General features: G+C 70.8%; 21 protein-coding genes and 2 pseudogenes. 6 read left to right on the top strand and 17 right to left on the bottom strand.

Features of this window, described 5'->3' with window-relative positions; genetic code table 11:
• The 11 genes and pseudogenes from ACGFQC_RS05215 to uvrC form a co-directional block, all read right to left on the bottom strand.
• Positions 1–183, bottom strand: a pseudogene (locus ACGFQC_RS05215) (glucose-6-phosphate isomerase); the annotation flags it as partial.
• Between the two features lie 279 nt (positions 184–462).
• Complete coding sequence (locus ACGFQC_RS05210; protein WP_082412914.1) at positions 463–798, bottom strand: RNA polymerase-binding protein RbpA; 336 nt, start codon at positions 796–798, stop codon at positions 463–465.
• A gap of 209 nt (positions 799–1,007) precedes the next feature.
• On the bottom strand, positions 1,008–1,238 hold the full coding sequence (gene secG, locus ACGFQC_RS05205) for a preprotein translocase subunit SecG (RefSeq protein ID WP_363087377.1): 231 nt from the start codon (positions 1,236–1,238) through the stop codon (positions 1,008–1,010).
• A gap of 112 nt (positions 1,239–1,350) precedes the next feature.
• The gene (gene tpiA, locus ACGFQC_RS05200; RefSeq protein WP_363087357.1) at positions 1,351–2,127 is read right to left on the bottom strand and encodes a triose-phosphate isomerase; all 777 of its coding nucleotides are present in this window, start codon (positions 2,125–2,127) and stop codon (positions 1,351–1,353) included.
• A gap of 6 nt (positions 2,128–2,133) precedes the next feature.
• On the bottom strand, positions 2,134–3,357 hold the full coding sequence (locus ACGFQC_RS05195; RefSeq protein ID WP_363087356.1) for a phosphoglycerate kinase: 1,224 nt from the start codon (positions 3,355–3,357) through the stop codon (positions 2,134–2,136).
• Positions 3,358–3,489: 132 nt separating this feature from the next.
• Positions 3,490–4,500 (bottom strand): type I glyceraldehyde-3-phosphate dehydrogenase, encoded by a 1,011-nt coding sequence (gap, locus tag ACGFQC_RS05190; protein WP_363087355.1) that lies wholly within the window; start codon positions 4,498–4,500, stop codon positions 3,490–3,492.
• Between the two features lie 229 nt (positions 4,501–4,729).
• A pseudogene (locus ACGFQC_RS05185) lies at positions 4,730–5,395 on the bottom strand (zinc carboxypeptidase); the annotation flags it as partial.
• A gap of 570 nt (positions 5,396–5,965) precedes the next feature.
• Complete coding sequence (gene whiA, locus ACGFQC_RS05180) at positions 5,966–6,955, bottom strand: DNA-binding protein WhiA (protein WP_363087354.1); 990 nt, start codon at positions 6,953–6,955, stop codon at positions 5,966–5,968.
• Positions 6,946–8,013 (bottom strand): uridine diphosphate-N-acetylglucosamine-binding protein YvcK, encoded by a 1,068-nt coding sequence (yvcK, locus tag ACGFQC_RS05175; RefSeq protein WP_363087353.1) that lies wholly within the window; start codon positions 8,011–8,013, stop codon positions 6,946–6,948. Before yvcK ends, whiA begins: the two co-directional genes overlap by 10 nt.
• Positions 8,010–9,128, bottom strand: a complete 1,119-nt coding sequence (gene rapZ, locus ACGFQC_RS05170; RefSeq protein WP_363087352.1) for an RNase adapter RapZ — start codon at positions 9,126–9,128, stop codon at positions 8,010–8,012. The genes yvcK and rapZ overlap by 4 nt, the downstream gene beginning before the upstream one ends.
• Positions 9,125–11,224 carry an excinuclease ABC subunit UvrC gene (gene uvrC, locus ACGFQC_RS05165; protein WP_363087351.1) on the bottom strand — a complete coding sequence of 700 codons (2,100 nt, stop codon included), beginning with the start codon at positions 11,222–11,224 and terminating at the stop codon, positions 9,125–9,127. Before uvrC ends, rapZ begins: the two co-directional genes overlap by 4 nt.
• 273 nt (positions 11,225–11,497) lie before the next feature.
• Between uvrC and ACGFQC_RS05160 the strand changes: the two genes are divergently transcribed.
• Positions 11,498–12,517, top strand: a complete 1,020-nt coding sequence (locus tag ACGFQC_RS05160) for a hypothetical protein (RefSeq protein ID WP_363087350.1) — start codon at positions 11,498–11,500, stop codon at positions 12,515–12,517.
• 19 nt (positions 12,518–12,536) lie between these two features.
• Here the strand turns inward: ACGFQC_RS05160 and ACGFQC_RS05155 are convergent, their stop codons facing one another.
• Positions 12,537–12,962, bottom strand: coding sequence for a Rieske (2Fe-2S) protein (locus ACGFQC_RS05155; protein WP_363087349.1), 426 nt, complete (start codon positions 12,960–12,962; stop codon positions 12,537–12,539).
• Between the two features lie 366 nt (positions 12,963–13,328).
• Here ACGFQC_RS05155 and ACGFQC_RS05150 point away from each other — a divergent pair, with 366 nt between their 5' ends.
• On the top strand, positions 13,329–14,240 hold the full coding sequence (locus ACGFQC_RS05150; protein WP_363087348.1) for a carbohydrate kinase: 912 nt from the start codon (positions 13,329–13,331) through the stop codon (positions 14,238–14,240).
• Positions 14,241–14,291: 51 nt separating this feature from the next.
• Here ACGFQC_RS05150 and uvrA read toward each other — a convergent pair whose 3' ends face one another.
• Complete coding sequence (gene uvrA, locus ACGFQC_RS05145; RefSeq protein WP_363087347.1) at positions 14,292–17,312, bottom strand: excinuclease ABC subunit UvrA; 3,021 nt, start codon at positions 17,310–17,312, stop codon at positions 14,292–14,294.
• A 223-nt stretch (positions 17,313–17,535) separates the two neighbouring features.
• Here uvrA and ACGFQC_RS05140 point away from each other — a divergent pair, with 223 nt between their 5' ends.
• Together ACGFQC_RS05140 and ACGFQC_RS05135 are read left to right on the top strand one after the other, a co-directional pair.
• A complete protein-coding gene (locus ACGFQC_RS05140) occupies positions 17,536–18,225 on the top strand; it encodes a maleylpyruvate isomerase family mycothiol-dependent enzyme (protein ID WP_363087346.1) in 690 nt (229 codons plus the stop codon).
• Between the two features lie 9 nt (positions 18,226–18,234).
• Positions 18,235–18,888, top strand: a complete 654-nt coding sequence (locus ACGFQC_RS05135) for an MBL fold metallo-hydrolase (protein WP_363087345.1) — start codon at positions 18,235–18,237, stop codon at positions 18,886–18,888.
• 271 nt (positions 18,889–19,159) lie between these two features.
• Here ACGFQC_RS05135 and ACGFQC_RS05130 read toward each other — a convergent pair whose 3' ends face one another.
• Positions 19,160–19,471: a hypothetical protein gene (locus tag ACGFQC_RS05130; RefSeq protein WP_363087344.1), complete on the bottom strand. Its 312-nt coding sequence runs from the start codon at positions 19,469–19,471 to the stop codon at positions 19,160–19,162.
• A 192-nt stretch (positions 19,472–19,663) separates the two neighbouring features.
• Complete coding sequence (gene aroQ / locus ACGFQC_RS05125) at positions 19,664–20,131, bottom strand: type II 3-dehydroquinate dehydratase (protein ID WP_363087343.1); 468 nt, start codon at positions 20,129–20,131, stop codon at positions 19,664–19,666.
• Positions 20,132–20,233: 102 nt separating this feature from the next.
• Between aroQ and ACGFQC_RS05120 the strand changes: the two genes are divergently transcribed.
• Both ACGFQC_RS05120 and ACGFQC_RS05115 read left to right on the top strand, forming a co-directional pair.
• Positions 20,234–21,280 carry a S66 peptidase family protein gene (locus ACGFQC_RS05120; RefSeq protein ID WP_363087342.1) on the top strand — a complete coding sequence of 349 codons (1,047 nt, stop codon included), beginning with the start codon at positions 20,234–20,236 and terminating at the stop codon, positions 21,278–21,280.
• Positions 21,281–21,350: 70 nt separating this feature from the next.
• Positions 21,351–22,670 (top strand): MFS transporter, encoded by a 1,320-nt coding sequence (locus ACGFQC_RS05115; protein ID WP_393287790.1) that lies wholly within the window; start codon positions 21,351–21,353, stop codon positions 22,668–22,670.
• Here the strand turns inward: ACGFQC_RS05115 and ACGFQC_RS05110 are convergent.
• Together ACGFQC_RS05110 and ACGFQC_RS05105 are read right to left on the bottom strand one after the other, a co-directional pair.
• Positions 22,660–23,760: an ionic transporter y4hA gene (locus tag ACGFQC_RS05110; protein ID WP_363087341.1), complete on the bottom strand. Its 1,101-nt coding sequence runs from the start codon at positions 23,758–23,760 to the stop codon at positions 22,660–22,662. The two genes, ACGFQC_RS05115 and ACGFQC_RS05110, sit on opposite strands and share 11 nt — an antisense overlap.
• A 147-nt stretch (positions 23,761–23,907) precedes the next feature.
• Positions 23,908–24,909, bottom strand: a complete 1,002-nt coding sequence (locus tag ACGFQC_RS05105; protein ID WP_363087340.1) for a TerC/Alx family metal homeostasis membrane protein — start codon at positions 24,907–24,909, stop codon at positions 23,908–23,910.
• Between the last annotated feature and the right edge of the window lie 235 nt (positions 24,910–25,144).

Below are 25,144 nucleotides of genomic sequence, written 5' to 3'. Positions count from 1 at the left end.
GCTGACCAGATGCTTGGAATAGTCGATGTGCAGGTCACCCACCCGCACGACGTACCGCTCGGCGCGCCCGGGATCGGCGGCGAACAGCTCGCGCAGCCGCGCCTCGCCGAGTTCCTCGCGGTGCTTGGCCAGAGCGGTCCACTCGGGCGTCTGATCGAGCCTCGTACGGCCGTCTGCGTTCATGTCGGACCCAGCCCTCTTCTCTCACCTGTCCGTGCCGCGCGTCTTGTCCCGCTGCGGTCCCAACCTAATTGATCAGCGCGTGACGTGAGCTGTCGTGGGACCGTCCCGCGGTGCGACAGGGAGTACGTACGCGTGGCCCGCGGGTGTCAGCGCGGCGGCCGACAGGGTGAAAAAGAACGTGGGGCGGCAGGGCGGCACAAGCCACCCACCCGGCGGTCGACCGGCGGTGCGCGGAACAGTGCGGTCAAGTGCCGCGGGTACCTGGCCGGTCCGCAACTCCTAGATCTCGCCCCGCAGTTTGGCGAGCGCCTCGGCGAGGATCGCCTCGCCGTCCGCGTCGCTGCGCCGCTCGCGCACATAGGCGAGGTGCGTCTTGTAGGGCTCTGTGCGGGGCGGGGCCGGGGGGTTGTCCCGGTCCTGCCCGGCAGGGAAGCCGCAGCGCGGGCAGTCCCAGGTCTCGGGAACCTGCGCGTCGCTGGCGAAGCTGGGCACCGTCTCGTGTCCGTTGGAGCACCAGAAGGAGATGCGCAGACGCGGCGCGGACTCGCCGCGCTCGGCCTCGCCCATCGGCCCCGCCCCGACCCGGCTTCCTCGGATCGCGTTGCCACTTGCCACGGTCGTAACTCCCTGCGTGATGGTGCCGCGAAGCGAGTCGGCGTTTCGCTCCGCTGCGAGCGCCTCAGTCTACGTAAGGCCCAACGCGCGTCCAGTGATTGGAGCTACAACCCCCCACACGTAGACGCAAGCCCCATGATAGGCCGCGCTCAGCTGCGCGTACCGGACATGGGGCCTTACGTACGGAATGTGTGCCTGCGAGAGGCTGATCAGCTGTTCGTCTTCATCATGATGCCGAGGACGATGATGCTCGCGAACCAGAGCAGACCGACCACCACGGTGATGCGGTCGAGGTTGCGCTCGGCGACCGAGGAGCCGCCGACGGAGGACTGCATGCCACCACCGAACATGTCGGAGAGGCCGCCGCCCTTCCCCTTGTGCATCAGCACCAGCAGCATCAGCAGCAGGCTGAAGACGATCAGGGCGATCGAGAACCCCAAAACCACGGCTGGACCAACTTCCTCGGATTCGGATGACGACGGGGGCACAGCTACCGCGCTGTGCCCCCGCAAGGGTACGACGGATCGCCGCTACCGCATACTCACAGCCCGGTCACTGGTCGCGGAAGCGCACGATCTTGACGAACTCCTCGTGGTCCAGCGAGGCACCGCCGACCAGCGCGCCGTCGATGTCGGCCTGCGCCATGATCTCGGCGACGTTGCCCGACTTCACCGAGCCGCCGTACTGGATGCGGATCTTGTCGGCCACGTCCTGGGAGTACAGCTCGGCGAGCTTGCCGCGGATTGCCGCGCAGACCTCCTGGGCGTCCTCGGCGCCGCAGACCTTGCCGGTGCCGATGGCCCACACCGGCTCGTAGGCGATCACGATCGTCTCGGCCTGCTCTGCCGGGACGTCCTTCAGACCGCCCTCGACCTGGGTGAGGGTGTGCGCCACGTGGTTGCCCGCCTCGCGGACGTCCAGTTCCTCGCCGACGCACAGGATCGGGGTGAGACCGTGCTTGTAGGCGGCCTTGACCTTGGCGTTCACCCGCTCGTCGGTCTCGCCGTGGTACTGCCGGCGCTCGGAGTGGCCGACCGCGACGTAGGTGCACCGCAGCTTGGCGAGCATCGGGCCGGAGATCTCGCCGGTGTAGGCGCCGCCGTCGTGGGCGGAGATGTCCTGGGCGCCGTACTTGATCTTCAGCTTGTCGTGTTCGACGAGCGTCTGCACGGAGCGCAGGTCGGTGAAGGGCGGCAGGACGGCGACCTCGACGGCCTCGTAGTCCTTGTCCGCCAGGGCGAAGGCGAGCTTCTGGGTGTGGGCGATGGCCTCGAGGTGGTTGAGGTTCATCTTCCAGTTGCCCGCCATCAGCGGTGTACGGGTGCTCATGCGGGGTCAGTCCTCCAGTGCGGCGAGGCCGGGGAGCGTCTTGCCCTCGAGGTATTCGAGGGAGGCGCCGCCACCGGTCGAGATGTGGCCGAATGCGTCCTCGTCGAAGCCCAGCAGACGGACGGCCGCGGCGGAGTCGCCGCCGCCGACGACCGTGAAGGCCGGGGAGTCGAGGAGGGCCTGGGCGACCGCCTTGGTGCCCTCGGCGTAATCGGGGTGCTCGAAGACGCCCATCGGGCCGTTCCAGAAGACGGTGGCGGCGTCGGCGAGCTTCGAGGCGTACAGCTTGCGGGTCTCCGGACCGATGTCCAGACCGAGCTGACCTGCGGGAATGGCGTCCGCGGCGACGGTGTTCGGGTTCGACGGCGCCTTGGTCCTCAGGTCCGGGAAGGCAGTGGCGGTCACCACGTCGACGGGGAGGACCAGCTCCACGCCGCTCTTCTCCGCCCGCTCGATGTACTCCCGGACGACCGGGATCTGGTCCTCCTGGAGCAGGGAGGCGCCGACCTCGTAGCCCTTCGCCTTGAGGAAGGTGAAGACCATGCCGCCGCCGATGAGGAGGCGGTCCGCCTTGCCGAGCAGCTGGTCGATGACGGCGAGCTTGTCGGAGACCTTGGATCCGCCGAGGGCGACGACGTAGGGCCGCTCGACGTCCTCGGTGAGCTTCTTCAGGACGCCGACCTCGGTGGCGATGAGGTAGCCGGCGGCGTGCGGCAGCCGGGCCGGGAGGTCGAAGACCGACGCGTGCTTGCGGTGGACGGCGCCGAAGCCGTCGCCCACGTACACGTCGGCGAGTTCGGCCAGCTGGTCGGCGAAGGCGCCGCGCTCGGCGTCGTCCTTGGCCGTCTCACCCGCGTTGAAGCGCAGGTTCTCGATGACGGCGACCCGGCCGTCGGTCAGGCCGGCGACGGTCGAGCGGGCCGAGTCGCCGACCGTGTCGGTCGCGAACGCCACGTCGGTGCCGAGGAGTTCACCGAGGCGCGTGGCGGCCGGGGCGAGCGAGAAGGCCGGGTCCGGGGCGCCCTTGGGGCGGCCCAGGTGCGAGGCGACGACCACCTTGGCGCCCGCGTCCGCGAGGGCCTTGACGGTCGGGAGCACGGCGCGGATACGGCCGTCGTCGGAGATTTCCACAGTGGTGCCGTCGTTCACCAGCGGCACGTTGAGGTCGGCGCGGACGAAGACCCGCTTGCCGGCCACGCCTTCGGAGAGGAGTTCGTCGATCGTCTTCATGTATGGGGCTCCCGGGAGGGCTCGTGTTCTCCGTGATCGTAGAGAGGGCGGTCTGCACGTGAGTCAGGGCCCGGCGACGCGTCCCCGCGCCGTCCGGGCCCTGCCCTCACATCGAGGTGCCTGATCCGTCGATCAGAGCTGGTTGCCGACGAAGACCGTCAGGTCGACGAGGCGGTTGGAGTAGCCCCACTCGTTGTCGTACCAACCGAGGATCTTCACCGTGTTGCCCTCCTGGACCATGGTCAGGGAGGAGTCGAAGGTGCAGGAGGACGGGTCGCTGACGATGTCCGAGGAGACGATCGGGTCCTCGGTGTAGGTCAGGAAGCCCTTGAGGTCGCCGTCCTCGGCGGCCTTCTTGAACGCGGCGTTGACCTCGTCCTTGGTGACCTCGCGCTGGAGCGTCACGACCAGGTCGGTGGCCGAGCCGGTCGGGACCGGGACGCGCATGGCGATGCCGTCGAGCTTGCCCTTGAGCTGCGGCAGGACCAGGGCGGTGGCCTTGGCGGCGCCCGTCGTGGTCGGGATGATGTTCTCGGCGGCGGCGCGGGCGCGGCGCAGGTCCTTGTGCGGGAAGTCCAGGATGCGCTGGTCGTTGGTGTAGGCGTGGACCGTCGTCATCAGACCCTTGACGATGCCGAAGTTCTCGTCGAGGACCTTGGCCATCGGCGCCACGCAGTTGGTGGTGCAGGAGGCGTTGGAGATGACGTGGTGGTTCGCCGGGTCGTACTTGTTCTGGTTGACGCCCATCACGATGGTGATGTCCTCGTCCTTGGCCGGAGCCGAGATGAGGACCTTCTTGGCGCCGCCGGCGATGTGCTTCTCGGCGTCGGCCTTCTTCGTGAAGATGCCCGTCGACTCGATGACGATGTCGACGCCCAGGTCGCCCCACGGGATGTCGGCGGGGTCGCGCTCGGACAGGACCTTGATGGTGTGGCCGTCGACGGTGATCGTGTCGGCGGTGTGCGACACCTCGGCCTTCAGGCGGCCCAGGATGGTGTCGTACTTGAGCAGGTGAGCGGTTGTCGCGGTGTCACCCAGGTCGTTGACAGCCACGATCTCGATGTCAGCACCCTGCTCCAGCAGCGCGCGGAAGTAGTTACGACCGATGCGGCCAAAGCCGTTGATGCCTACGCGGATCGTCACGAACCGATCTCCTCGTTGGTACGCCGGCCACGAGGTGCCGGCGAGCTGTATTTGGGATGTCCCCGACCACCCCCGACCCTACCTCTCCGAGGCCGCTGGGGTGACATCGACTTCGCCCATACCCGGCAGGGCGGTCCGTACCCACCAGTAGGGGTACGGACCGTCCCGCCCCGGAGGGCCGGCCACCCGATTCGGTCACTCCGTGTCGCCCTCGGCGCACCTCTGCGCGTCAGCCGTCAAGTGAGTCGAGGGCCTTTCCGATGAGCGCGGTGCGGTCGGCCGCCGCGGTGACGTGTTCCAGGCCGAAGCCCGGCAGCACGGTGTCGTCGGTGGTGACCGCCCCGTAGGTCCGGAACAGCGTCCCGGTGCGCGCCCGGTCCTTCAGGACGGCCGGGCTGCCCGGGGGCGGTCCGGCGGCCCGCCGGGCGCCGAGGGAGGTCTCGAAGCCCTCGGTCTGGGTGGCGGTGCCGGCCACGACGAGCGAGGCCTCGTCGGCGAGGACGCCGTGGCCGCCGCCCGGGTCGGTGACGTGGCTGAGCGAGACCTCCACGGTCTTCCCGGTGTGGGCGCTCAGGTCGAAGTCCACCTGCTGCCAACCGCTGGAGGCGCCGGTGAGGGCGTTCCACGAGCCGGTGGTGCCGGTCGCGGTGCACTCGTCCCCCGTCAGGGTCAGATAGTGCCGCAGCTGTGGGTGCTCCCCGAGGTGGTACCCGGCCCCGCACTCGGCGGGTACGGCGGTGCCGCCGGCCTCGGGCAGGGTCGTCCAGCCGTCGGCCCCGACCGTGTGGATCTCGACCAGCGCGTTGTCGTGGCCCGGCTCGGTGTCCCACGGCAGCAGGGTGCGCGGGGCGGGCCGGTCGGCGACGGCGACGCCGGTGAGGTACACCTCGACGGTGGTGGTGCCCTGCTCGAGCGCCTGCTCACTGAGTTCGTGGCCGTCCTGGCCGATCGCCAGCAGCAGGGGTACCTGCTTCTTGGTGACCTCGGCGCGGAAGACCTTGACCTCGCCAGCGTCGGACGTGTCGGAGGTGTCGGAGGAACTTCCGAGCTGCGCCTGGGCTGGGGGCGGGATACTCGCTCCGCCGATCAGGAGCGCGCCGACAACGAGCGCCGATCTCCCTCTACGTCTCATGAACCTCCTTGTGCAAGTCCGCCACAGTGGCGGACAGAGTCAGGCTCATGACTGTTCATGATCGAGTCAAGGATGCGTCAAGAAGGCTCCGACGGAAGGAAGTTGTCGTCGGCGCGAGTGTTCTCAGGGGAAAAGGCCGGTGCTCCGGGGGGATGCGACGACGCCGGTGATGCGGGGTGACGACGCCGGCGCCAACCGCCCTCTCAGGGGGTCGGCACCGGCGAGTCGGTGACTCGTGCCGGCCGTTCGGGCCGGGTTCGGCCCGGTCAGGACGTCGGGCGGCCGGTCGGCGGGCGGCCGAGTCCGGTCGGGCGGCCGAGTCCGGTCGGGCGCTCAGCCCACCAGGTTGTCGGCGAGTTCCTCGCTGAGGTTGGCGTCCGTGCCCGGGATGCCGAGGTCAGACGCCCGCTTGTCGGCCATCGCCAGCAGCCGCCGGATCCGGCCGGCGACCGCGTCCTTGGTCAGCGGCGGGTCGGCGAGCGCGCCCAGCTCCTCCAGGGAGGCCTGCTTGTGCTCCATGCGCAGCCGGCCGGCCGCCGCCAGGTGCTCGGGCACCTCGTCGGCGAGGATCTCCAGGGCACGCTGGACGCGGGCACCGGCGGCGACAGCGGCCCGGGCGGAGCGGCGCAGGTTGGCGTCGTCGAAGTTGGCGAGACGGTTCGCCGTGGCACGCACCTCGCGGCGCATCCGGCGCTCCTCCCAGGCCAGCACCGACTCGTGGGCGCCGAGGCGGGTGAGCAGCGCGCCGATCGCGTCCCCGTCGCGGACCACGACCCGGTCGACTCCGCGCACCTCGCGGGCCTTCGCGGCGATCGACAGCCGGCGGGCGGCGCCGACCAGCGCGAGCGCGGCCTCGGGACCCGGGCAGGTGACCTCCAGGGAGGAGGACCGGCCGGGCTCGGTGAGGGAACCGTGCGCCAGGAAGGCCCCGCGCCAGGCCGCCTCCGCGTCGCAGGTGGCCCCGGAGACCACCTGCGGGGGCAACCCGCGGATGGGGCGCCCGCGGCCGTCCACCAGACCGGTCTGGCGGGCCAGCTGGTCACCGCCCGCGACCACCCGTACGACGTAACGCGAGCCGCGGCGCAGACCGCCGGGCGCCATCACGATCAGCTCCGAGCTGTGGCCGAAGATCTCCAGGATGTCCCGCTTGAGCCGGCGGGCCGCCATCGCCGTGTCCAGCTCCGCCTCGATCACAATGCGCCCGCTCACCAGGTGGAGGCCGCCGGCGAACCGCAGGACGGCGGAGACCTCCGCCTTTCTGCAGCAGGTCCGGGTGACGGGGAGCCGGGAGATCTCGTCCTTCACCGCTGCCGTCATCGCCATGGGCCGATCCTTCCATGCATCCGAAAAATACGGTCGTACGCGGCGGCCAACAGCTCCGGGTCATGCCTCGGGGTGCCGTCGGGCCGGGCCACCGGCGCCAGCTCGACCGCGGCCCCGAACCGCTTGGCGGCATCGGTGAGGGAGTCGCGGTCGGGCACGGCGGCCTCGTCGGCCAGCACCACGTCCAGGGCGAGTTTAGGGGCGTGTCGTCCCAAAACCTCCAAATGACGCTGCGGGGAGAAGCCCTCGGTTTCTCCCGGCTGCGGCGCGAGATTGAGCGAGAGTACCCGGCGCGCCTTCGTCTCGGTGAGCGCGTCCAGCAGTTCGGGCACCAGCAGGTGCGGGATGACCGACGAGAACCAGGAACCGGGGCCGAGCACCACCCAGTCCGCGTCGAGGACGGCCGCCACCGCCTCCGGGACGGCCGGCGGGTCGGGCGGCACGAGGTGCACGGACTGCACCTCACCGGTGGTGAGCGCGACGGTCGCCTGCCCGCGCACGGTGTCGACGTCCTCGGGGCGGGCCGGATCGTGCCCCTTGACCAGCGCCTGGAGTTCCAGCGGTACGGCGGACATGGGCAGCACGCGTCCCTGTGCGCCCAGGAGCTTGCCGACCAGGTCCAGGGCCTGGACGTGGTCGCCGAGCTGCTCCCACAGGGCGACGATCAGCAGGTTGCCGACGGCGTGGCCGTTGATCTCGCCCTGCGACTGGAAGCGGTGCTGGATGACCCGGGCCCAGGTCTGGCCCCAGTCGTCGTCGCCGCACAGGGCCGCCAGGGCCTTGCGCAGGTCGCCGGGCGGCAGCACGCCCAGCTCGTCGCGCAGACGCCCGCTGGAACCGCCGTCGTCGGCCACCGTGACGACACCCGTGAGGTCGCCGGTGATCCGGCGCAGTGCGGTGAGCGAGGCGGACAGCCCCATGCCGCCGCCGAGGGCGACGACCTTGGGCTGGGTGCCGCGACGGCGCGGTCTGCCGCCGCGGGCCTCGACCGGCCGGCTCGTGCGCCCTTCCGGCGCCGTTCTGCGCAGCCTGCCCAGCCGCGAAGTGCGTCCCGTCATTCCCGTCCCATGTCCCGGTGCACGACCACCGTCTCCACACCCTCGGCCGCGAGGCGCGCGGCGAGCTTCTCCGACATCGCGACCGAGCGGTGCTTGCCGCCCGTACAGCCGACCGCGATGGTCACGTAGCGCTTGCCCTCGCGGCGGTAGCCCGCGGCGACCAGCTGGAGGAGTTCGGTGTACCGGTCGAGGAACTCCTTCGCCCCGGGCTGGTTGAGGACGTACCCGGAGACCTCCTCGTTCAGCCCGGTGAAGGGGCGCAGCTCCGGGACCCAGTGCGGGTTGGGCAGGAAGCGCATGTCCACGACCAGGTCGGCGTCCACCGGGAGGCCGTACTTGAAGCCGAAGGACATCACGGTGGCCCGCAGCTCGGGCTCCTCGTCGCCGGCGAACTGGGCGTCCATCTTGGCGCGCAGCTCGTGCACGTTGAGGCTGGAGGTGTCGATCACCAGGTCGGCGTCGCCGCGCAGCTCGCGCAGCAGCTCGCGCTCGGCGGCGATGCCGTCGACGATGCGGCCGTCGCCCTGGAGGGGGTGCGGGCGGCGCACGGACTCGAAGCGGCGGACCAGGGCGTCGTCGGAGGACTCCAGGAACACGATCCGCCGGGTGACGCCCTTGGCCTCGAGGTCGGCGAGGGACTCGCGGAGGTTGTCGAAGAAACGGCGGCCGCGCACGTCGACGACGACCGCGATCCGCGCCACGTTGCCCTGGGAGCGGGCGCCCAGCTCCACCATGGTGGGGATCAGCGCGGGCGGGAGGTTGTCGACGACGAACCAGCCGAGGTCCTCCAGACACTTGGCGGCCGTCGAGCGGCCGGCCCCGGACATGCCGGAGATGATCACCAGCTCGGGGATGGCCGCCTCGGGGATTCCGGGCGGCGTGACGTCGGTACTCACCTGTGCTCCGTCTTCGTGACCTGCGGTGTGCGCGGCGCCGGGGGCGTCCACGGGGTGTTCGGCCCCGGCGGGGTCCGCGTCGTGCCGGGGGTGGTGCTGGGGGCGATCCTCGCCGGTGCGACTGTGCCCCTGCTGAGGGGCGGCCCCGGTGGTTGCTGTGGGCGGCGCCGTGGGCGTGGGTTCTCGCTCTGGTGCGGGTCGTGCGTCGTGCTCGGTCATGTCTCCTGCCCCCGTCGGTCTTCCGGGGCGCCCGCTGTCACGGGCTCCCCGGGGGAGCCCGCCGTCGTGTCGGGCTCCTCCTCGTCCATGATCTCTCCGGTCGCCGTGTTCACGGCGGGTGCGGGCGGAGCCGCGCGGGCGAAGGCCGCGGCGATCGTCTCGGCCGTCTTGCGGCCGATGCCGGGCACTTCGCAGATCTGGTCGATCGTCGCCGAACGCAGCCTCTTCATCGAACCGAAGTGCTTGACGAGCGCCTGCTTGCGCGTTTCGCCGAGGCCCGGCACGTCGTCCAGCGGGCCGGCGCGGAACCGCTTGGCCCGCTTGGTCCGCTGGTAGGTGATCGCGAAGCGGTGCGCCTCGTCACGGACCCGCTGGAGCAGGTAGAGGCCCTCGCTGCTGCGGGGCAGGATCACGGGATCGTCGTCGTCGGGCAGCCAGACCTCCTCCAGGCGCTTGGCGAGGCCGCAGACGGCGATGTCGTCGATGCCCAGCTCGTCCAGCGCCCGCTTGGCCGCCGCCACCTGGGGCTGTCCGCCGTCCACGACGACGAGCTGGGGCGGGTAGGCGAACCGCTTGGGCCGGCCGTCGTCCTCGGTGAGGTTGCCGGCGACCGGGCCGTCGGCGGCTGTGGCGGGGAGCTCGTCGGCGGAGCCGGAGACGGCGTCCGTGTCGCCGTCGGTCCACTCCCCCGTCCGCTCCTTGTCGGCGAGGTGGCGGCGGAAGCGGCGGGTGATCACCTCGTGCATCGAGCGGACGTCGTCCTGGCCCTCGAAGCCCCTGATCTGGAAGCGGCGGTACTCGCTCTTGCGGGCCAGACCGTCCTCGAAGACGACCATGGAGGCCACGACGTCGTCGCCCTGGAGGTGCGAGACGTCGTAGCACTCGATCCGCAGCGGGGCACTGTCCAGCTCCAGGGCGTCGGCGATCTCCTCCAGCGCGCGCGAGCGCGTGGTGAGGTCGGAGGCACGCTTGGTCTTGTGCAGGGCGAGGCCCTGCTGGGCGTTGCGCTCCACGGTCTCCATCAGGGCCCGCTTGTCGCCGCGCTGGGGGATGCGCAGCGAGACGTTGGACCCGCGGCGGGCGGTGAGCCACTCCTGGACCGGTTCCAGCGGGTCGGGCAGGGCCGGGACCAGGACCTCCTTGGGCACCGCGTCGCCGGTCTCCTCGCCGTAGAGCTGCTGCAGGGCGTGTTCGACGAGGGCGCCGGTGGTGATCTCCTCGACCTTGTCGGTGACCCAGCCGCGCTGACCGCGGACGCGTCCGCCGCGGACGTGGAAGATCTGGACGGCCGCCTCCAGCTCGTCCTCGGCGACCGCGATCAGGTCGGCGTCGGTCGCGTCGGCGAGCACGACCGCGTTCTTCTCCATGGCCTTCTTCAGGGCCCCTATGTCGTCGCGCAGGCGGGCGGCCCGCTCGTACTCCATCTCCTCGGCCGCCTCCGTCATCTGCTTCTCCAGACGGCGCAGGTAGGTGCCGGTGCGGCCGGTCATGAAGTCGCAGAACTCGTCCGCCAGCTCCCAGTGGTCGTCGGGCGAGATCCGGCCGACGCAGGGCGCGGAGCACTTGCCGATGTAGCCGAGCAGGCAGGGGCGGCCGGTGCGGGCGGCGTTCTTGAAGACGCCGGCCGAGCAGGTGCGGACCGGGAAGACCCGCAGGAGGAGGTCGACGGTGTCCCGGATCGCCCACGCGTGCGCGTACGGCCCGAAGTACCTGACGCCCTTCTTCTTGTGCCCGCGCATCACCTGCGCGCGGGGGAACTCCTCGTTCATCGTCACCGCGAGGTACGGGTAGCTCTTGTCGTCGCGGTACTTGACGTTGAACCGGGGGTCGTACTCCTTGATCCAGGAGTACTCCAGCTGGAGCGCCTCGACCTCCGTGGACACCACGGTCCACTCCACGGACGCGGCCGTCGTGACCATCGTGCGGGTGCGCGGGTGGAGGCCCGCCAGGTCCTGGAAGTAGTTCGCCAGGCGCTGGCGGAGGCTTTTCGCCTTTCCGACGTAGATCACCCGGCGGTGCTCGTCGCGGAATCGGTACACCCCGGGAGAGTCGGGAATCTGTCCCGGCTTGGGGCGGTAGCTGGAGGGGTCGGCCATGTCTCACACCCTACTGGCGCGCGGTGACAGTCCGACGGGGCTGTGGACAACGGCGCGGGACGTGCTGGGCAAGGGCGCCGACTCGGCCACGGCCGCGCCGCGTTCCGGTGTCACCTGTTGTCGGGACCAGGTCAGCGCGCTTCAATGCGGGGAACTCCGGGCGGTGAACCCCGCGCTGCGGATGTGAAGGCTCGCCCGCGTCGCCGAGGCGGCCCGGACACTCACGCGAACGGTCCGACCAGCCGTCGCGAGCATTCACAGAGAGGCCCCTGCATGCCGCACGCCCCACAGCACGCGGACGCCGACGCGCACACCGCCACGGAGACCGGCCCGGAGACCGGCGTGACGGCCGGCCCCCGGCCCGTTCCCGGTGTCGCCGCCGTCGAACTGGACGGGGTCCTGAACGGCGGCCCCTTCCACGTCGCCCTGCGCGCCGCGATCGCCGCCCGGGGGCTGCCCCTCCAGCGCGTCCAGCACCACCTGTCGCGGCACGGGGTCAAGGTCGGGGTCACGAGCCTGAGCTACTGGCAGCAGGGGGCCCGGCGCCCGCAGCGCCCGGAGTCGCTGCGGGCCGTGCGCGCCCTGGAGGAGATCCTCCAACTGCCGGACGAGTCCCTGATCCGGCTGCTCGCGGAGCCCGGCGAGAAGGTGCCCGCCGGGCAGCGGGCCAGCCGCACGTACCGGTCGCTCCTGGAGGCCTCGGACGTCCTGGAGGGACTCCTCGTCGAACTGGAGTGTCCCCTGGACGGCGGACTGCACGTCCTGGGCCACCACGAGCGGGTCCGCATCGGGGCCTGCCGCGAACTGCTGGAACGCGAGTCGCAGCATGTCGTCCGAGCCCACCGTGACGGCGTCGACCGTTTCGTCGCCGTCCACCACGGGGACCCCGGCTGCGCCCCGGAACGGATGTCCGTGCACGCCCTGGAGAACTGCCGGACCGGACGCGTCCGCCGGCACCACGGCACCGGCGTCCTGGTGGCCGAGTTCCTCTTCGACACCCGCCTGCGCACCGGCGACACCTTCCTCTTCGGCTACGGCGTCCAGGACGGCACCGCCGGGGCCGCCCGCGAGTACGTCCGCGGCTTCGGCGCCCCCGGCGGCCAGTACGCCCTCCAGGTCCGGTTCGACGAGAGCGCCGTGCCGGTGCGCTGCCACCGCTTCACACGGCACTCCCCGGCGGCCCCGCGCGGCAGGCGTCAGGAACTCCCCCTCAGCCGGCGCCACCGCTCGGTGCACCTCGTCGAGCCGCGGGTGCGGTCGGGCATGGTGGGCATCGGGTGGGACTGGGAGTGAGCGGAGGGTCCCCGGCGGGTCAGACGGCCGGCCCCGAAACGATCTTTCCGTTCTCGGTCCTGACCGGGAGCTCGTTCAGCGGCACGGTCGCCGGTGCCCGCAGCACCTCGCCGGTCGCGGCGTCGAACTCACTGCCGTGGCAGGGACAGATCAGGGTCGTCCCTTCGAGCTTGTTGACGGGGCACCCCGCATGCGTGCAGATCGAGCTGTACGCCTTCAGCTCACCGGCCGCGGACCGGCTGACCACCACGTTGTGGTCCCGGTAGAGCTTGGCGCCCCCCTTCGCGACCTCGCCGTCCGCGCCCAGTTCGACGGGCGCGGTCGGTGTGGCGGGCGCGGTGGTCCCGCCGGTCGGCGAACAGGCGGCCAGACCGAGGCCCGCGGCCGGTGCGAGGGCCGCTCCCCGCAGGACGGTACGGCGGGTCGCTGACGGACGGGCGGACATGCGCATCTCCAGGGGTCCGGGACGGAGGCGGGCCCGGCGGTGCGGGACGGCCGTACGGCACGCGGCCGGCGGGCCGCTGCCCCGCGCACGATACCGGCCGGGACCGCACCGGACGGCGGCGGGTTGCCACGGAATGCCACGGGTTGCGCCGGAGCGGCCGTCACGGAGCGCACGGAAGGTGCGGCGGTCGCGAAGGAGCGCGCGGCCACTCGGGGTTGTGCGGACGGCAACGCTTGCGTCAGCGTGTATGTCCGCCGTCCGCCGTCCGGCGGGACCACCACGCCCGAACCCCCGGGCTTCGTGCGACCCTTGGCCACCGACAGCCCGAGCGGTGTGCTCAGCGAGCCACCGGAGAGGAACCGCCCCGTGATCGTCGTCGCCGGTGAGGCCCTGATCGACCTGGTACCGCGGGGCACTGGCGCCCTCGCGGCTCTGCAGCCTGCCCTCGGCGGCGGCCCGTACAACACGGCCGTGGCCCTGGGCCGCCTCGGCTCCGCGACCGTGTTCTGCTCCCGCGTCTCCTACGACGCCTTCGGCGAGGCGCTCCTCGGCGGGCTGCGCGACTCGGGGGTGGATGTGTCCGCGGTGCAGCGCGGCACGGAGCCGACCACCCTCGCGGTCGCCACGCTCGACGGGAACGGCTCGGCCGCCTACTCCTTCTACGTCGAGGGCACCGCCGACCGGCTGTTCACCGCCCCCGCCGGCCTGCCCGCCGGCAGCCGGGCGGTGTCCTTCGGCACCTGCTCACTGGTGCTGGAGCCGGGCGCGAGCGCGTACGAGGAGCTGATGCGGACGGCGGCGGCCCAGGGCCTCTTCACCGCCCTGGACCCGAACGTCCGGTCCGGTCTGATCCCCGACGCCGACGCCTACCGGGCGCGCTTCGAGAGCTGGCTGCCCTCGGTGTCCCTGCTCAAGCTCTCCGAGGAGGACGCCCTCTGGCTGGGCGGCACCCCGCGTGACTGGCTGGCCGCCGGGCCCTCCGCCGTCGTGATCACGCACGGCGGCGACGGGCTGACCGCCTTCACCCGGGACGGCTCCGTTTACCCGGTGCCCGGCGAGAAGGTCGACGTCGTGGACACCATCGGCGCCGGCGACACCGTGAACGCGGCTCTGCTGCACGCCCTCGCGGTCCAGGACGCCCTCTCTCCGGCGGCCCTCGCGGGCCTGGGCCGTGACGGCTGGGAACGGCTGCTGCGCTTCGCGGCCCGCGCGGCGGCGATCACCTGCTCGCGGGCGGGTGCGGAACCGCCGTACGCCTCCGAACTCGACGAGCTGTGAGACGGCGGCGCCCCGCGGGGAACTCCCCGCGGGGCGCCGCCGCCACTTCTCCTACTTCTTCGCCGCCTTCTTCGCGGCCGTCGCCTTCCTCGTGGCGCCGGCGGCCTTCTTGGTCGCCGTGTCGTCGACGGTGGTCTTGGCGGTCGCCGTCTTCCTCGGCGCCGTCTTGGCCGCGACCGCCTTCTTCGCCGCCGCCCCGCGCGGGGCCCTGACCGGCTGCGCGTCGCTGACGCGGTCGCCGAGGACCTCGCGCAGGAACTTGCCGGTGTGGCTGGCCGGGACCCCGGCCACCTCCTCCGGCGTGCCCTCGGCGACGACGACGCCGCCGCCCGCGCCGCCCTCGGGACCCATGTCGACGACCCAGTCGGCGGTCTTGATCACATCGAGGTTGTGCTCGATGACGATGACCGTGTTGCCCTTCTCCACGAGACCGGAGAGGACCTTCAGGAGCTTGCTGATGTCCTCGAAGTGCAGACCCGTGGTCGGTTCGTCCAGGACGTAGACCGTGCGGCCGGTGGAGCGGCGCTGGAGCTCGCTGGCGAGCTTGACGCGCTGTGCCTCACCGCCGGACAGGGTGGTCGCGGACTGGCCGAGCCGGACGTAGCCGAGACCGACGTCCTTGAGGGTGTTGAGGTGGCGGGCGATCGCGGGGACGGCCTCGAAGAACTCGGTCGCCTCCTCGATCGGCATGTTCAGGACCTCGGCGATGGACTTGCCCTTGTAGTGGACCTCCAGGGTCTCCCGGTTGTAGCGGGCGCCGTGGCAGACCTCGCACGGGACGTAGACGTCCGGGAGGAAGTTCATCTCGATCTTGATCGTGCCGTCGCCCGCGCAGTTCTCGCAGCGGCCGCCCTTGACGTTGAAGGAGAAGCGGCCGGGCAGGTAGCCGCGGACCTTGGCCTCGGTGGTCTCGGCGAACAGCTTGCGGACGTGGTCGAAGACGCCGGTGTAGGTCGCCGGGTTGGACCGCGGGGTGCGGCCGATGGGCGACTGGTCGACGTGGACGACCTTGTCGACGAGGTCGTCGCCGTCCACGCGCGTGTGGCGCCCCGGCACGTTCCTCGCGCCGTTCAGTTCACGGGCCAGGTGCGTGTACAGGATGTCGTTGACCAGGGTCGACTTGCCGGAGCCGGAGACACCCGTGACCGCGGTGAAGACGCCCAGCGGGAAGGAGACGTCGATGTCCCGCAGGTTGTTCTCGCGGGCCCCGCGCACCGTGAGCTGCCGGGACGGGTCGCGCGGGCGCCGGAGGTCGGGCAGCGGGATGGCCTTCTTGCCGGACAGGTACTGTCCGGTCTGCGACTCGTCGTTGGCGAGCAGCTCCTTCAGTGAGCCGCTGTGCACGACCTTGCCGCCGTGCTCGCCGGCGCCGGGGCCGATGTCGACGATCCAGTCGGCGACCTTGATGGTGTCCTCGTCGTGCTCGACGACGATGAGCGTGTTGCCCATGTCGCGCAGCCGGACGAGGGTCTCGATCAGCCGGTGGTTGTCGCGCTGGTGCAGGCCGATGGACGGCTCGTCGAGGACGTACAGCACGCCGACGAGGCCGGAGCCGATCTGGGTGGCCAGGCGGATGCGCTGGGCCTCGCCGCCGGAGAGCGTGCCGGCGGCGCGGTTGAGCGAGAGGTAGTCCAGGCCGACGTCGACCAGGAACCGCAGGCGCTCGTTGACCTCCTTCAGGACACGCTCGGCGATCTTCTTGTCGCGCGCGTCGAGCTTCAGCTCGCCCAGGAAGTCCGCGCAGTCGCTGATCGACATGGCGGAGACCTCGGCGATGGACTTCCCCATGACCGTGACCGCGAGGACGATCGGCTTGAGGCGGGTGCCCTCGCAGGTGGGGCAGGGCACCTCGCGCATGTAGCCCTCGAAGCGCTCGCGGCTGGCGTCGCTCTCGGCCTCGCTGTGCCGGCGCTTCACGAACGGAACGGCGCCTTCGAACGGTGTCGTGTACACGCGCTCGCGGCCGTACCGGTTGCGGTAACGGACCTCGATCTGCGTCTTGTGGCCGTGGAGAAGGGCCTTCCTGGCACGCTGCGGCAGGCCGGCGAAGGGGATGTCGGTCCGGAATCCCAGCGCGTCCGCGAGGGCGCCGATCAGGCGGCCGAAGTATTCCTTGGTGTGCCCGTGGGACCAGGGGTGGATGGCGCCCTCGTCGAGGGACTTGTCCTCGTCGGGGACGATCAGCTCGGGGTCCACCTCCATGCGCGTGCCGATGCCGGAGCAGTCGGGGCAGGCGCCGAAGGGCGAGTTGAAGGAGAAGGAGCGGGGCTCCAGTTCCTCGAAGGACAGGTCGTCGTACGCGCAGTACAGGTGCTCGGAGTACATGCGCTCGCGCTCGGGGTCGTCCTCGGGCAGGTCCACGAAGTCGAGCACGACCATGCCGCCGGACAGGCCGAGGGCGGTCTCGACGGAGTCGGTGAGGCGGCGCTTGGCGGACTCCTTCACCGTGAGGCGGTCGATGACCACCTCGATGGTGTGCTTCTCCTGCTTCTTCAGCGTGGGCGGGTTGGAGAGCTGCACGGTCTCGCCGTCCACCCGCGCGCGGCTGTACCCCTTGGTCTGGAGGTCGGCGAACAGGTCGACGAACTCGCCCTTGCGCTCGCGGACCAACGGCGACAGCACCTGGAAGCGGCTGCCCTCGGGCAGCTCCAGCACCTTGTCGACGATGGCCTGCGGCGACTGGCGCGAGATGGGGCGGCCGCACTCGGGACAGTGCGGCTTGCCGATGCGCGCGAAGAGCAGACGCAGGTAGTCGTAGACCTCGGTGATGGTGCCGACCGTGGAGCGCGGGTTGCGCGAGGTCGACTTCTGGTCGATCGAGACGGCCGGGGAGAGGCCCTCGATGAAGTCGACGTCCGGCTTGTCCATCTGGCCGAGGAACTGCCGGGCGTAGGAGGAGAGGGACTCGACGTAGCGCCGCTGCCCCTCGGCGAAGATCGTGTCGAAGGCCAGCGAGGACTTGCCCGACCCCGACAGGCCCGTGAAGACGATGAGCGAGTCGCGCGGCAGGTCGAGCGAGACATTCTTGAGGTTGTGCTCGCGCGCGCCACGGACGATGAGACGGTCGGCCACGCCGGTCCGCACCTTTCTTGAGAGAAGTGACAGGGGCGGGGCCCCCGTCCTTCTCAGACTAGGGGGAGCCACTGACAACGCCGGTCGGATTCACGGGTTGACAACAATCCCCTGCCATCCAGCATGCCCGACGCCGCCAACGACCTTATAGCACGCACATTCGATTTACGGGCGGTTGCCGACCACCTTCACCCGAAGGAGTGGCGAAGCTAAGGTCAGCACCATGATTGATCACGCTCATGACCTGGCATCGGTACGTGGCGCGACGGACCGGCTGCTCGCCGCAGTCGCCGAGCTGGACAACGCGGCCGTGACGCAGTCGTCACGGCTGCCCGGCTGGAGCCGCGGCCACGTGCTCGCCCACCTGGCCCGCAACGCCGACGCCCTGGTGAACGTCCTCCAGGGCCGCCCCATGTACATCGACGCAACCGTGCGGGACGGCGACATCGAGCGGGACGCCCCGCGCCCCCTGGACGTCCAGCTCGCGGACGTCCGGGAGAGCGCCGCCCGCTTCCAGGAGGCCGCCGCCGTCCCCGCGGACTGGTCGCGCACGGTCGAGCTGCGCAACGGCGTCACCGACTCGGCGGCGCGGGTGCCCTTCCGGCGCTGGGCGGAGGTGGAGCTGCACCACGTGGACCTCGGCATCGGCTACGAGCTGGAGGATCTGCCGGCGGAGTTCGTCGCGCGGGAGATCGACTTCCTCGCGGAACGCTTCCGCGGCCACGGGGACGTACCGTCGACGCGCCTGAGCGACGACGGCGGCGGGGCCTGGACCACGGGCGGCGGCGCACCCGGCGGGCCCGTCGGTGCCAGGGGCCCGGCCGCGGACCTGCTCGGCTGGCTCTCGGGACGCCGCGACGGCTCCGCGCTCACGGTCGACGGCGGCCCTCTCCCGGCCCTCCCCCCGCTATAGGCTGGCGGTATGACGTACAGCGGAGAGGTGCGGGTCGGCGGCTCGGCGGACGTGCACGAGCTGAAGGACCTGATGATCACCAAGATCGCGGTCGGCCCGATGGACAACAACGCCTATCTGCTGCGTTGCCGGGCCACGGACGAGCAGCTGCTGATCGACGCGGCCGACGACGCCCGGACGCTGCTCGGCATGATCGGTGACGACGGCATCGCCTCCGTCGTCACCACACACCGTCACGGAGATCACTGGCAGGCCCTCGCCGAGGTCGTCGCGGCCACGCGCGCGCGTACGTACGCCGGCCGGGAGGACGCCGAGGGCATCCCGGTGCCGACCGACGTCCTGCTCGACGACGGCGACGTCGTCCGGGTGGGCGACGTGCGCCTCACCGCGCGTCATCTCGTCGGACACACGCCGGGCTCGATCGCCCTCGTGTACGACGACCCGCACGGGCATCCGCACGTGTTCACGGGCGACTGCCTCTTCCCCGGCGGTCCTGGAAGGACAACGAGCACAGTGGACTTCACCAGTCTGATGGACGGCCTGGAAGAAAAGATCTTCAGCTCTCTGCCCGACGAGACGTGGATCTACCCGGGCCATGGGAACGACACGACGCTCGGGGCCGAGAGGCCGCACTTGGAGGAGTGGAGGTCCCGGGGCTGGTGATCCGTCGATCTGCGCGGAACGGCCGGTAACGGGCTCGCCTCACGCCGTTCCCCGCCCCGAGGCGGTGCCCACCGGGGTACGGATGCGGCTTCTCACGGCGTGCCCGATGCCGGTCGAGGTGACCGCCGGGCCCGGCGACCGGGCAGCGCCCGTACCGGAGTCGCCGCCCGAGGAGGCCGCAAGACGGGGAGGCCGCCTCCGGAGGCGCCGAAGCGCCCCGGAAAACGGCCTCCCTGACTCTACGACAGATCACTCACCGAGCCTGCGGGACTCAGCAGTACCGCCGCTCGGCCCGGGCGAAACCCGCGCTGTAGCCGTCGGCGTAACCACGGGCGTAGTCGCGGTTGCTGAAGCCGTTTCCGACGGCGTCCAGTCGACAGTCGTCCCTGGCATCCTGATAGCCGTCCCGGAAACCGGCCCTGAAGCCCTGCCGGTAGTCACGTGGGCTGTTGACGGCTGCAGGCGCACTGGCGTGGGTCTCGGCCGGCGCGGCAGCTGAAGCCTGCTGTACGCCCACCGGCGCGAAGCCGAGGATGAGGACCGAGCAGGCGACGACGGAGCGCTTCCAATGCCTAGCGGTCATAACTGCCCCTTAAGCGCATAGGTTGCAGGGTGACTAATTTCAACACTAATGCCCCATAAGGGTCATGCAACTTGTCATCCGTCGGCGTCGGAAGACGGACGCGATCAACTCGTACGGCACCTTGTCTCCGCGGAGGCCGGGCGCCTGTAAGGGTCACCTGCCAGGAGGCCGGTGCTCACGCGCGGCCGGGTCTCACGTGCCGGCCTGCCCCGCCAGTGCGGCGACGCGCTCCACGGCGAACGCGTAGCCCTGCACTCCGCAGCCCGCGATGACGCCGTCGGCGCGCAGCGAGACGTACGAGTGGTGCCGGAAGGACTCCCGCCGGTGGATGTTGGAGATGTGGACCTCCAACACCGGCAGTCCGTCGCAGGCGTTGAGCGCGTCGAGGATGGCGATCGACGTGTGCGAGTAGGCGCCGGGGTTGATCACGACGCCGCAGTGGTTCCGCCGCGCCTCGTGGATCCAGTCCACCAGCTCACCCTCGTGGTTGGACTGCCGGAAGTCCACCGTCCCGCCGTGCGCCGCCGCGGCCTTCGCGCAGAGCGCCTCGACGTCGGCGAGCGTGTCGGAGCCGTAGATCTCGGGTTGGCGCTGCCCCAGGAGGTTCAGGTTGGGGCCGTTGAGAATCATGATGGGGGCGCTGGCCAGGGTGCGAGGCACGGTTCCTCCGGTCCGTTCGGCGTGGGGCGGCCCGTCGGACCGCTGCTCGGACCCGGTTTATCACGGTGAAACAGCGGGGCGGGAAGCCCTAGCCTCACCGGCATGACCACACCGTCGTATCCTCCGAAGCCCTCCCCCGGTGACCGCGTGGCCGTCCTCTCACCGGCCGCCGGCCTGCCCGGCCTCTTCCCGGTCCCCTACGAACTGGGCCTGGAACGGCTGCGCGAGGAGTTCGGCCTCGAGCCGGTCGAGTACCCGACGACCCGCACGATGGGCGCCACGCCGCAGGCGCGGGCCGACGACATCCACGCCGCTTTCGCCGATCCCGGTATCAAGGCGGTCATCGCGTCGATCGGCGGTGACGACCAGATCACCGTTCTGCCGCTGCTGGACCGCGAGTTGATCCGGGCCAACCCGAAGCCGTTCTTCGGTACGAGCGACAACACCAACCTGCTCGCCTTCCTGTACAACACCGGGATCGTCGGCTATCACGGCGCGAGCGTGATGGTGCAGCTCGGGCGGCCGGTGGCCATGGACGCGCTGACCGCGGACTCCCTGCGGGCGGCCCTGTTCACCTCGGGCGCCTACGAACTGCGGCCCGCCGAGCGCTGGAACGACGTCAACCGCGACTGGGCGGACCCTGCGGCCTTCGCGTCGCAGCCGGAGACCCGGCCGGGCACCGGCTGGATCTGGCGCAACGCCGACCGTGTGGTCGAGGGCCGCGGCTGGGGCGGCAATCTGGAGATCCTCTCCTGGCTCCTGATGGCCGACCGCGAGATCTCCCACGACCTGTCGGTCTACGACGGCGGTGTGCTGTTCCTGGAGACCTCCGAGGAACTCCCCAGCGCCACGGAGGTCTTCCGGATCCTGCGCAACATGGGCGAGCGCGGCCTCCTCCAGCGGTTCCCCGCGTTCCTGATGGGACGCGCCAAGACCTGGTCCTTCGAACGCCCCAACGGCCCCGAGGAGGCCGCCCGCTACGCCGCGGAGCAGCGCGAAGCGGTACTGAGCGCGCTGGAGACGTATGCGCCCGGCACCCTCGCCGTCTTCGACGTGGACTTCGGCCACACGGACCCGCAGCTCGTCCTCCCCTACGGAGGGACGATCCGCGTCGACGGTCCCGGACGACGCGTCACCGTCACCTACTGAACCCCGCGCGCCGCGGTCGCGACACCGTGCGCCCCCGTAACCCTCGGTCACGGTGGGTGGTTGACGCGGTATGCGCGACGTACGCACCGTGAACACCGCAAGCACCGCGGGGGCGCCTTCCATGCCGCGGCTCGCGGCCGCCTCGCTCGCCGGGACGGCCATCGAGTTCTACGACTTCTTCGTCTACGGGACCGCCGCGGCGCTCGTCCTGGGGCCGCTCTTCTTTCCGACGTTCTCCCCACTGGCGGGAACGCTGGCCGCCTTCGCGACGTTCGGTGTGGGTTTCGTGGCGCGGCCGCTGGGATCGGTGATCTTCGGTCATGTCGGCGACCGGCGCGGGCGCCGGCCGGTCCTGGTCGTCTCCCTGCTGCTGACGGGCGCCTCGACGGTCGCGGTCGGATGCGTGCCGACGTACGGCTCGATCGGGGTGGCGGCACCCGTGCTGCTGCTGGTGCTGCGGTTCCTGCAAGGGCTCGGGCTCGGTGGGGAGTGGGGCGGCGCGGTGCTGCTGACGGCGGAGCACTCGCCCGTCGGACGGCGCGGGCTGTGGTCGAGTTTTCCCCAGGTCGGGCCCGCGGTGGGCTTCGTGCTCGCCAACGGGGTGGTGCTGGCGCTGTCCGCGACGCTGACCGGAGAGCAGTTCGCGCGGTGGGGCTGGCGGGTGCCCTTCTGGGCGGCGGGGGTACTGGCGGTGCTCGGGCTGTGGCTGAGGTCGTCGCTGCCCGAGAGCCCCCGGTTCCTGGAGATCGAGGCACGCGCGCGCGTGCCGCTCGCCGAGGTGGTGCGCTCCCACTGGCGGCTCGTCCTGCTGACCGCCGGCGGACTCGCCGTCGGGTACGCGGTCTTCTACACCGTGACGACCTGGTCCCTGGCCTACGCGACACAACGGCTCGGGGTGAGCCGTACGGTCGTGTTGGCCTGTGTCATGGCGGCGGTGGTGGTGAAGGGGGCGCTGACGCCCCTGGTCGCTCTGCTGGGCGATCGTTACGGGCGGCGGCCGCTGTGCCTCGTCGGCTGCGTCGCCGCCGCGCTGTGGATGTTCCCTCTGGTCGCTCTGCTGGGCACGGGCGAGCCTCTTGCGATGTTCCTGGGCTTCCTCGGCGCCATGCTCGCGTTCGTCACCATGTTCGCCGTCGTCGCCGCCTATCTGCCGGAGCTGTACGAGCCACGGATCCGCTGCACGGGCGCGTCGGTCGGCTACAACCTCGGCGGAGTTCTCGGCGGCGCGCTCACGCCCCTCGCGGCCACGGCACTCGCGGAGCACTCGGGGCGCGTCCCCTGGGGGGTGGGCGCGTATCTGACGGGCATCGCCCTGCTCAGCCTCGGCTGCTTCGCCCTGCTGCCGGATACCCGACCGGCGCCGGCCCGGCCGAAAGACCTCAGGGATTGACCGCCAGCTCCAGATACGCCGCGAACAGCACCAGATGCACGCCGCCCTGCAGCGGCGTGGCCCTTCCCGGAACGACCGTCAGGGAACTGACGACGACGGTCAGTGCGAGCAGCACCATGTGGGTGGGGCCGAGGCCGAGGACGAGCGGACCGGAGAGCCAGACCGAGGCCAGGGCGACCGCCGGGATCGTCAGGCCGATGCTGGCCATCGCGGAACCGAGCGCGAGGTTGAGGCTGGTCTGCACCCGGTCGCGGCGGGCGGAGCGCAGTGCGGCGATGGTCTCGGGGAGCAGTACGAGCAGCGCGATGATCACACCGACGACAGCGTGATGAAGCCCGGCGGCCTCCACGCCGTCCTCGATCGTGGGCGAGACCCCTTTGGCCAGTCCGACCACGCCGATGAGGGCCAGGCCGAGCAGGCTCAGGCTGATCAGGGCGGTCCGCGACGAAGGAGCGGCGGCGTGGTCGTCCCCGGTGATCACGTCGCCCTGCCGGGTGACCGGGAGGAAGTAGTCACGGTGCCGGACGGTCTGGGTCGCCACGAACAGGCCGTACAGGATCAGTGAGGACAGGGCGGCGAAGGTGAGCTGGACGGTGGAGAACTCCGGGCCCGGCTTGCTGGTGGTGAAGGTCGGCAGGACCAGGCTGAGGGTGGCCAGGGTGGCGACGGTCGCCAGGGCCGCGCCGGTGCCCTCGGGGTTGAAGATCGCCGTGCCGTGGCGCAGGGAGGCGACGAGCAGGCACAGGCCGACGATGCCGTTGCAGGTGATCATCACGGCCGCGAAGACCGTGTCCCTCGCGAGGGTCGAGCCCTTGTCGCCGCCGTCCGCCATCAGCGTGACGATGAGCGCGACCTCGATGATCGTCACGGCGACCGCGAGTACCAGGGAGCCGAACGGTTCACCGACGCGGTGCGCGACGACCTCCGCGTGGTGCACGGCCGCCAGGACCGCTCCGGCGAGGACGACCGTGATCAGGGCGACGACCGCGGGGCTGAGGTCACGACCCCAGGTCAGGGCCAGCAGGACGACGGCGAGCGCCGGCACGAGGGATGTCCAGCGGGCCGTGAGCGACCTGAGCCGAGCGATCATGAAGCGATCGTCGCAGAGCGGCAGGGGCTCCGCATTCCGTCCGGGAAGTGCCCGGAGAAGCGCCGGGGAGCGCCGGGAAGCGCCGGGAGCGGCGCCCGGCGAATCGCCGTGCACCGCTCCCGGAGGTGGTTCCCGCGTCGTCCGTGGTCAGACGTCGACGCTGTCCCTCGGAGCGTCCTCGCTCCCGGGCTGCGTCTTCTCGGCCGCCGCCTGCTTCTTGGAGGCCCGCAGGCTGGTGATCGTGGTGATGATCAGGACGGAGCAGATGACGCCGAGCGAGACCGGGATGCTGATCTCGGGGACGTGGACCCCGGACTCGTGCAGCGCGTGGAGTACCAGCTTGACGCCGATGAAGCCGAGGATGATCGACAGGCCGTAGCTGAGGTGGACGAGCTTCCTCAGCAGGCCGCCGATGAGGAAGTACAGCTGCCTCAGACCCATGAGCGCGAACGCGTTGGCCGTGAACACGATGTACGGGTCCTGCGTCAGGCCGAAGATCGCGGGGATCGAGTCGAGGGCGAACAGCACGTCGGTGGTGCCGATCGCGAGCATCACGACCAGCATCGGGGTCATGACCCGCTTGCCGTTCTGCTCGATCCACAGCTTGGTGCCGTGGTAGCGGTCGGCGACACCGAACCTGCGCTCGGCGGCCTTGAGCAGCTTGTTCTCCTCGAACTCCTCGTCCTCCTCGTCCGCCCGGGCCTCCTGGATGAGCTTCCAGGCGGTCCAGATCAGGAAGGCGCCGAAGAGGTAGAACACCCAGGAGAAGCTGGCGAGGATCGCGGCGCCCGCGGCGATGAAGATCGCCCGCAGGACCAGGGCTATGAGTACGCCGACGAGCAGGACCCGTTGCTGGTACTGCGAGGGGACGGCGAACTTCGCCATGATCAGGACGAAGACGAAGAGGTTGTCGACGCTGAGCGACTTCTCGGTGATGAAGCCCGCGAAGAACTCTCCGGCGGGCTGCCCCCCGCCGAAGATGAGCAGGCCGAGCCCGAACAGGGCGGCCAGGGCGATCCAGACGACGGTCCAGATACCGGCTTCCTTGATCGACACGTCATGCGGCTTGCGGCCGATGAAGAAGTCGATCGCGATGAGGGCGCCCAGGCCCACGACAGTCAGGACCCACAGGGTCAGGGAAACATCCACTGCGCCTCCGGCAGTACGTAACGGCAGGTGATCAGCGTCGTCGCGCTGCCGGAGGTCTCTTCCACCCCGGGTCCCGGCGCAGGGCATGCGCACGGGGCCGCACGGGCCGACGCCCCGGGATCAGTTCTGATCCGTATTGACGGGTACGCCGCAGCTGGCAGGGAGTACTCCCCTCCGTACGAAAGACAGTACCCAATCACCAAGGAAAGGTAAAGGGATTGGCAAAATGAAGATC

It is taken from the genome of Streptomyces sp. NPDC048734, assembly GCF_043198675.1.
Lineage (GTDB): Bacteria > Actinomycetota > Actinomycetes > Streptomycetales > Streptomycetaceae > Streptomyces.
This window is presented reverse-complemented; position numbering and strand designations above follow the sequence as displayed.

Coding starts and splice junctions, on each gene's coding strand:
- tpiA (WP_363087357.1), bottom strand. CDS start 2,127: ATGAGCACCCGTACACCGCTGATGGCGGGCAACTGGAAGATGAACCTC.
- ACGFQC_RS05120 (WP_363087342.1), top strand. CDS start 20,234: ATGACCACACCGTCGTATCCTCCGAAGCCCTCCCCCGGTGACCGCGTG.
- ACGFQC_RS05140 (WP_363087346.1), top strand. CDS start 17,536: ATGATTGATCACGCTCATGACCTGGCATCGGTACGTGGCGCGACGGAC.
- uvrC (WP_363087351.1), bottom strand. CDS start 11,224: ATGGCCGACCCCTCCAGCTACCGCCCCAAGCCGGGACAGATTCCCGAC.
- ACGFQC_RS05110 (WP_363087341.1), bottom strand. CDS start 23,760: ATGATCGCTCGGCTCAGGTCGCTCACGGCCCGCTGGACATCCCTCGTG.
- ACGFQC_RS05130 (WP_363087344.1), bottom strand. CDS start 19,471: ATGACCGCTAGGCATTGGAAGCGCTCCGTCGTCGCCTGCTCGGTCCTC.
- whiA (WP_363087354.1), bottom strand. CDS start 6,955: ATGGCGATGACGGCAGCGGTGAAGGACGAGATCTCCCGGCTCCCCGTC.
- ACGFQC_RS05160 (WP_363087350.1), top strand. CDS start 11,498: ATGCCGCACGCCCCACAGCACGCGGACGCCGACGCGCACACCGCCACG.
- ACGFQC_RS05135 (WP_363087345.1), top strand. CDS start 18,235: ATGACGTACAGCGGAGAGGTGCGGGTCGGCGGCTCGGCGGACGTGCAC.
- ACGFQC_RS05155 (WP_363087349.1), bottom strand. CDS start 12,962: ATGTCCGCCCGTCCGTCAGCGACCCGCCGTACCGTCCTGCGGGGAGCG.
- ACGFQC_RS05115 (WP_393287790.1), top strand. CDS start 21,351: ATGCGCGACGTACGCACCGTGAACACCGCAAGCACCGCGGGGGCGCCT.
- ACGFQC_RS05195 (WP_363087356.1), bottom strand. CDS start 3,357: ATGAAGACGATCGACGAACTCCTCTCCGAAGGCGTGGCCGGCAAGCGG.
- rapZ (WP_363087352.1), bottom strand. CDS start 9,128: ATGACCGAGCACGACGCACGACCCGCACCAGAGCGAGAACCCACGCCC.
- yvcK (WP_363087353.1), bottom strand. CDS start 8,013: ATGACGGGACGCACTTCGCGGCTGGGCAGGCTGCGCAGAACGGCGCCG.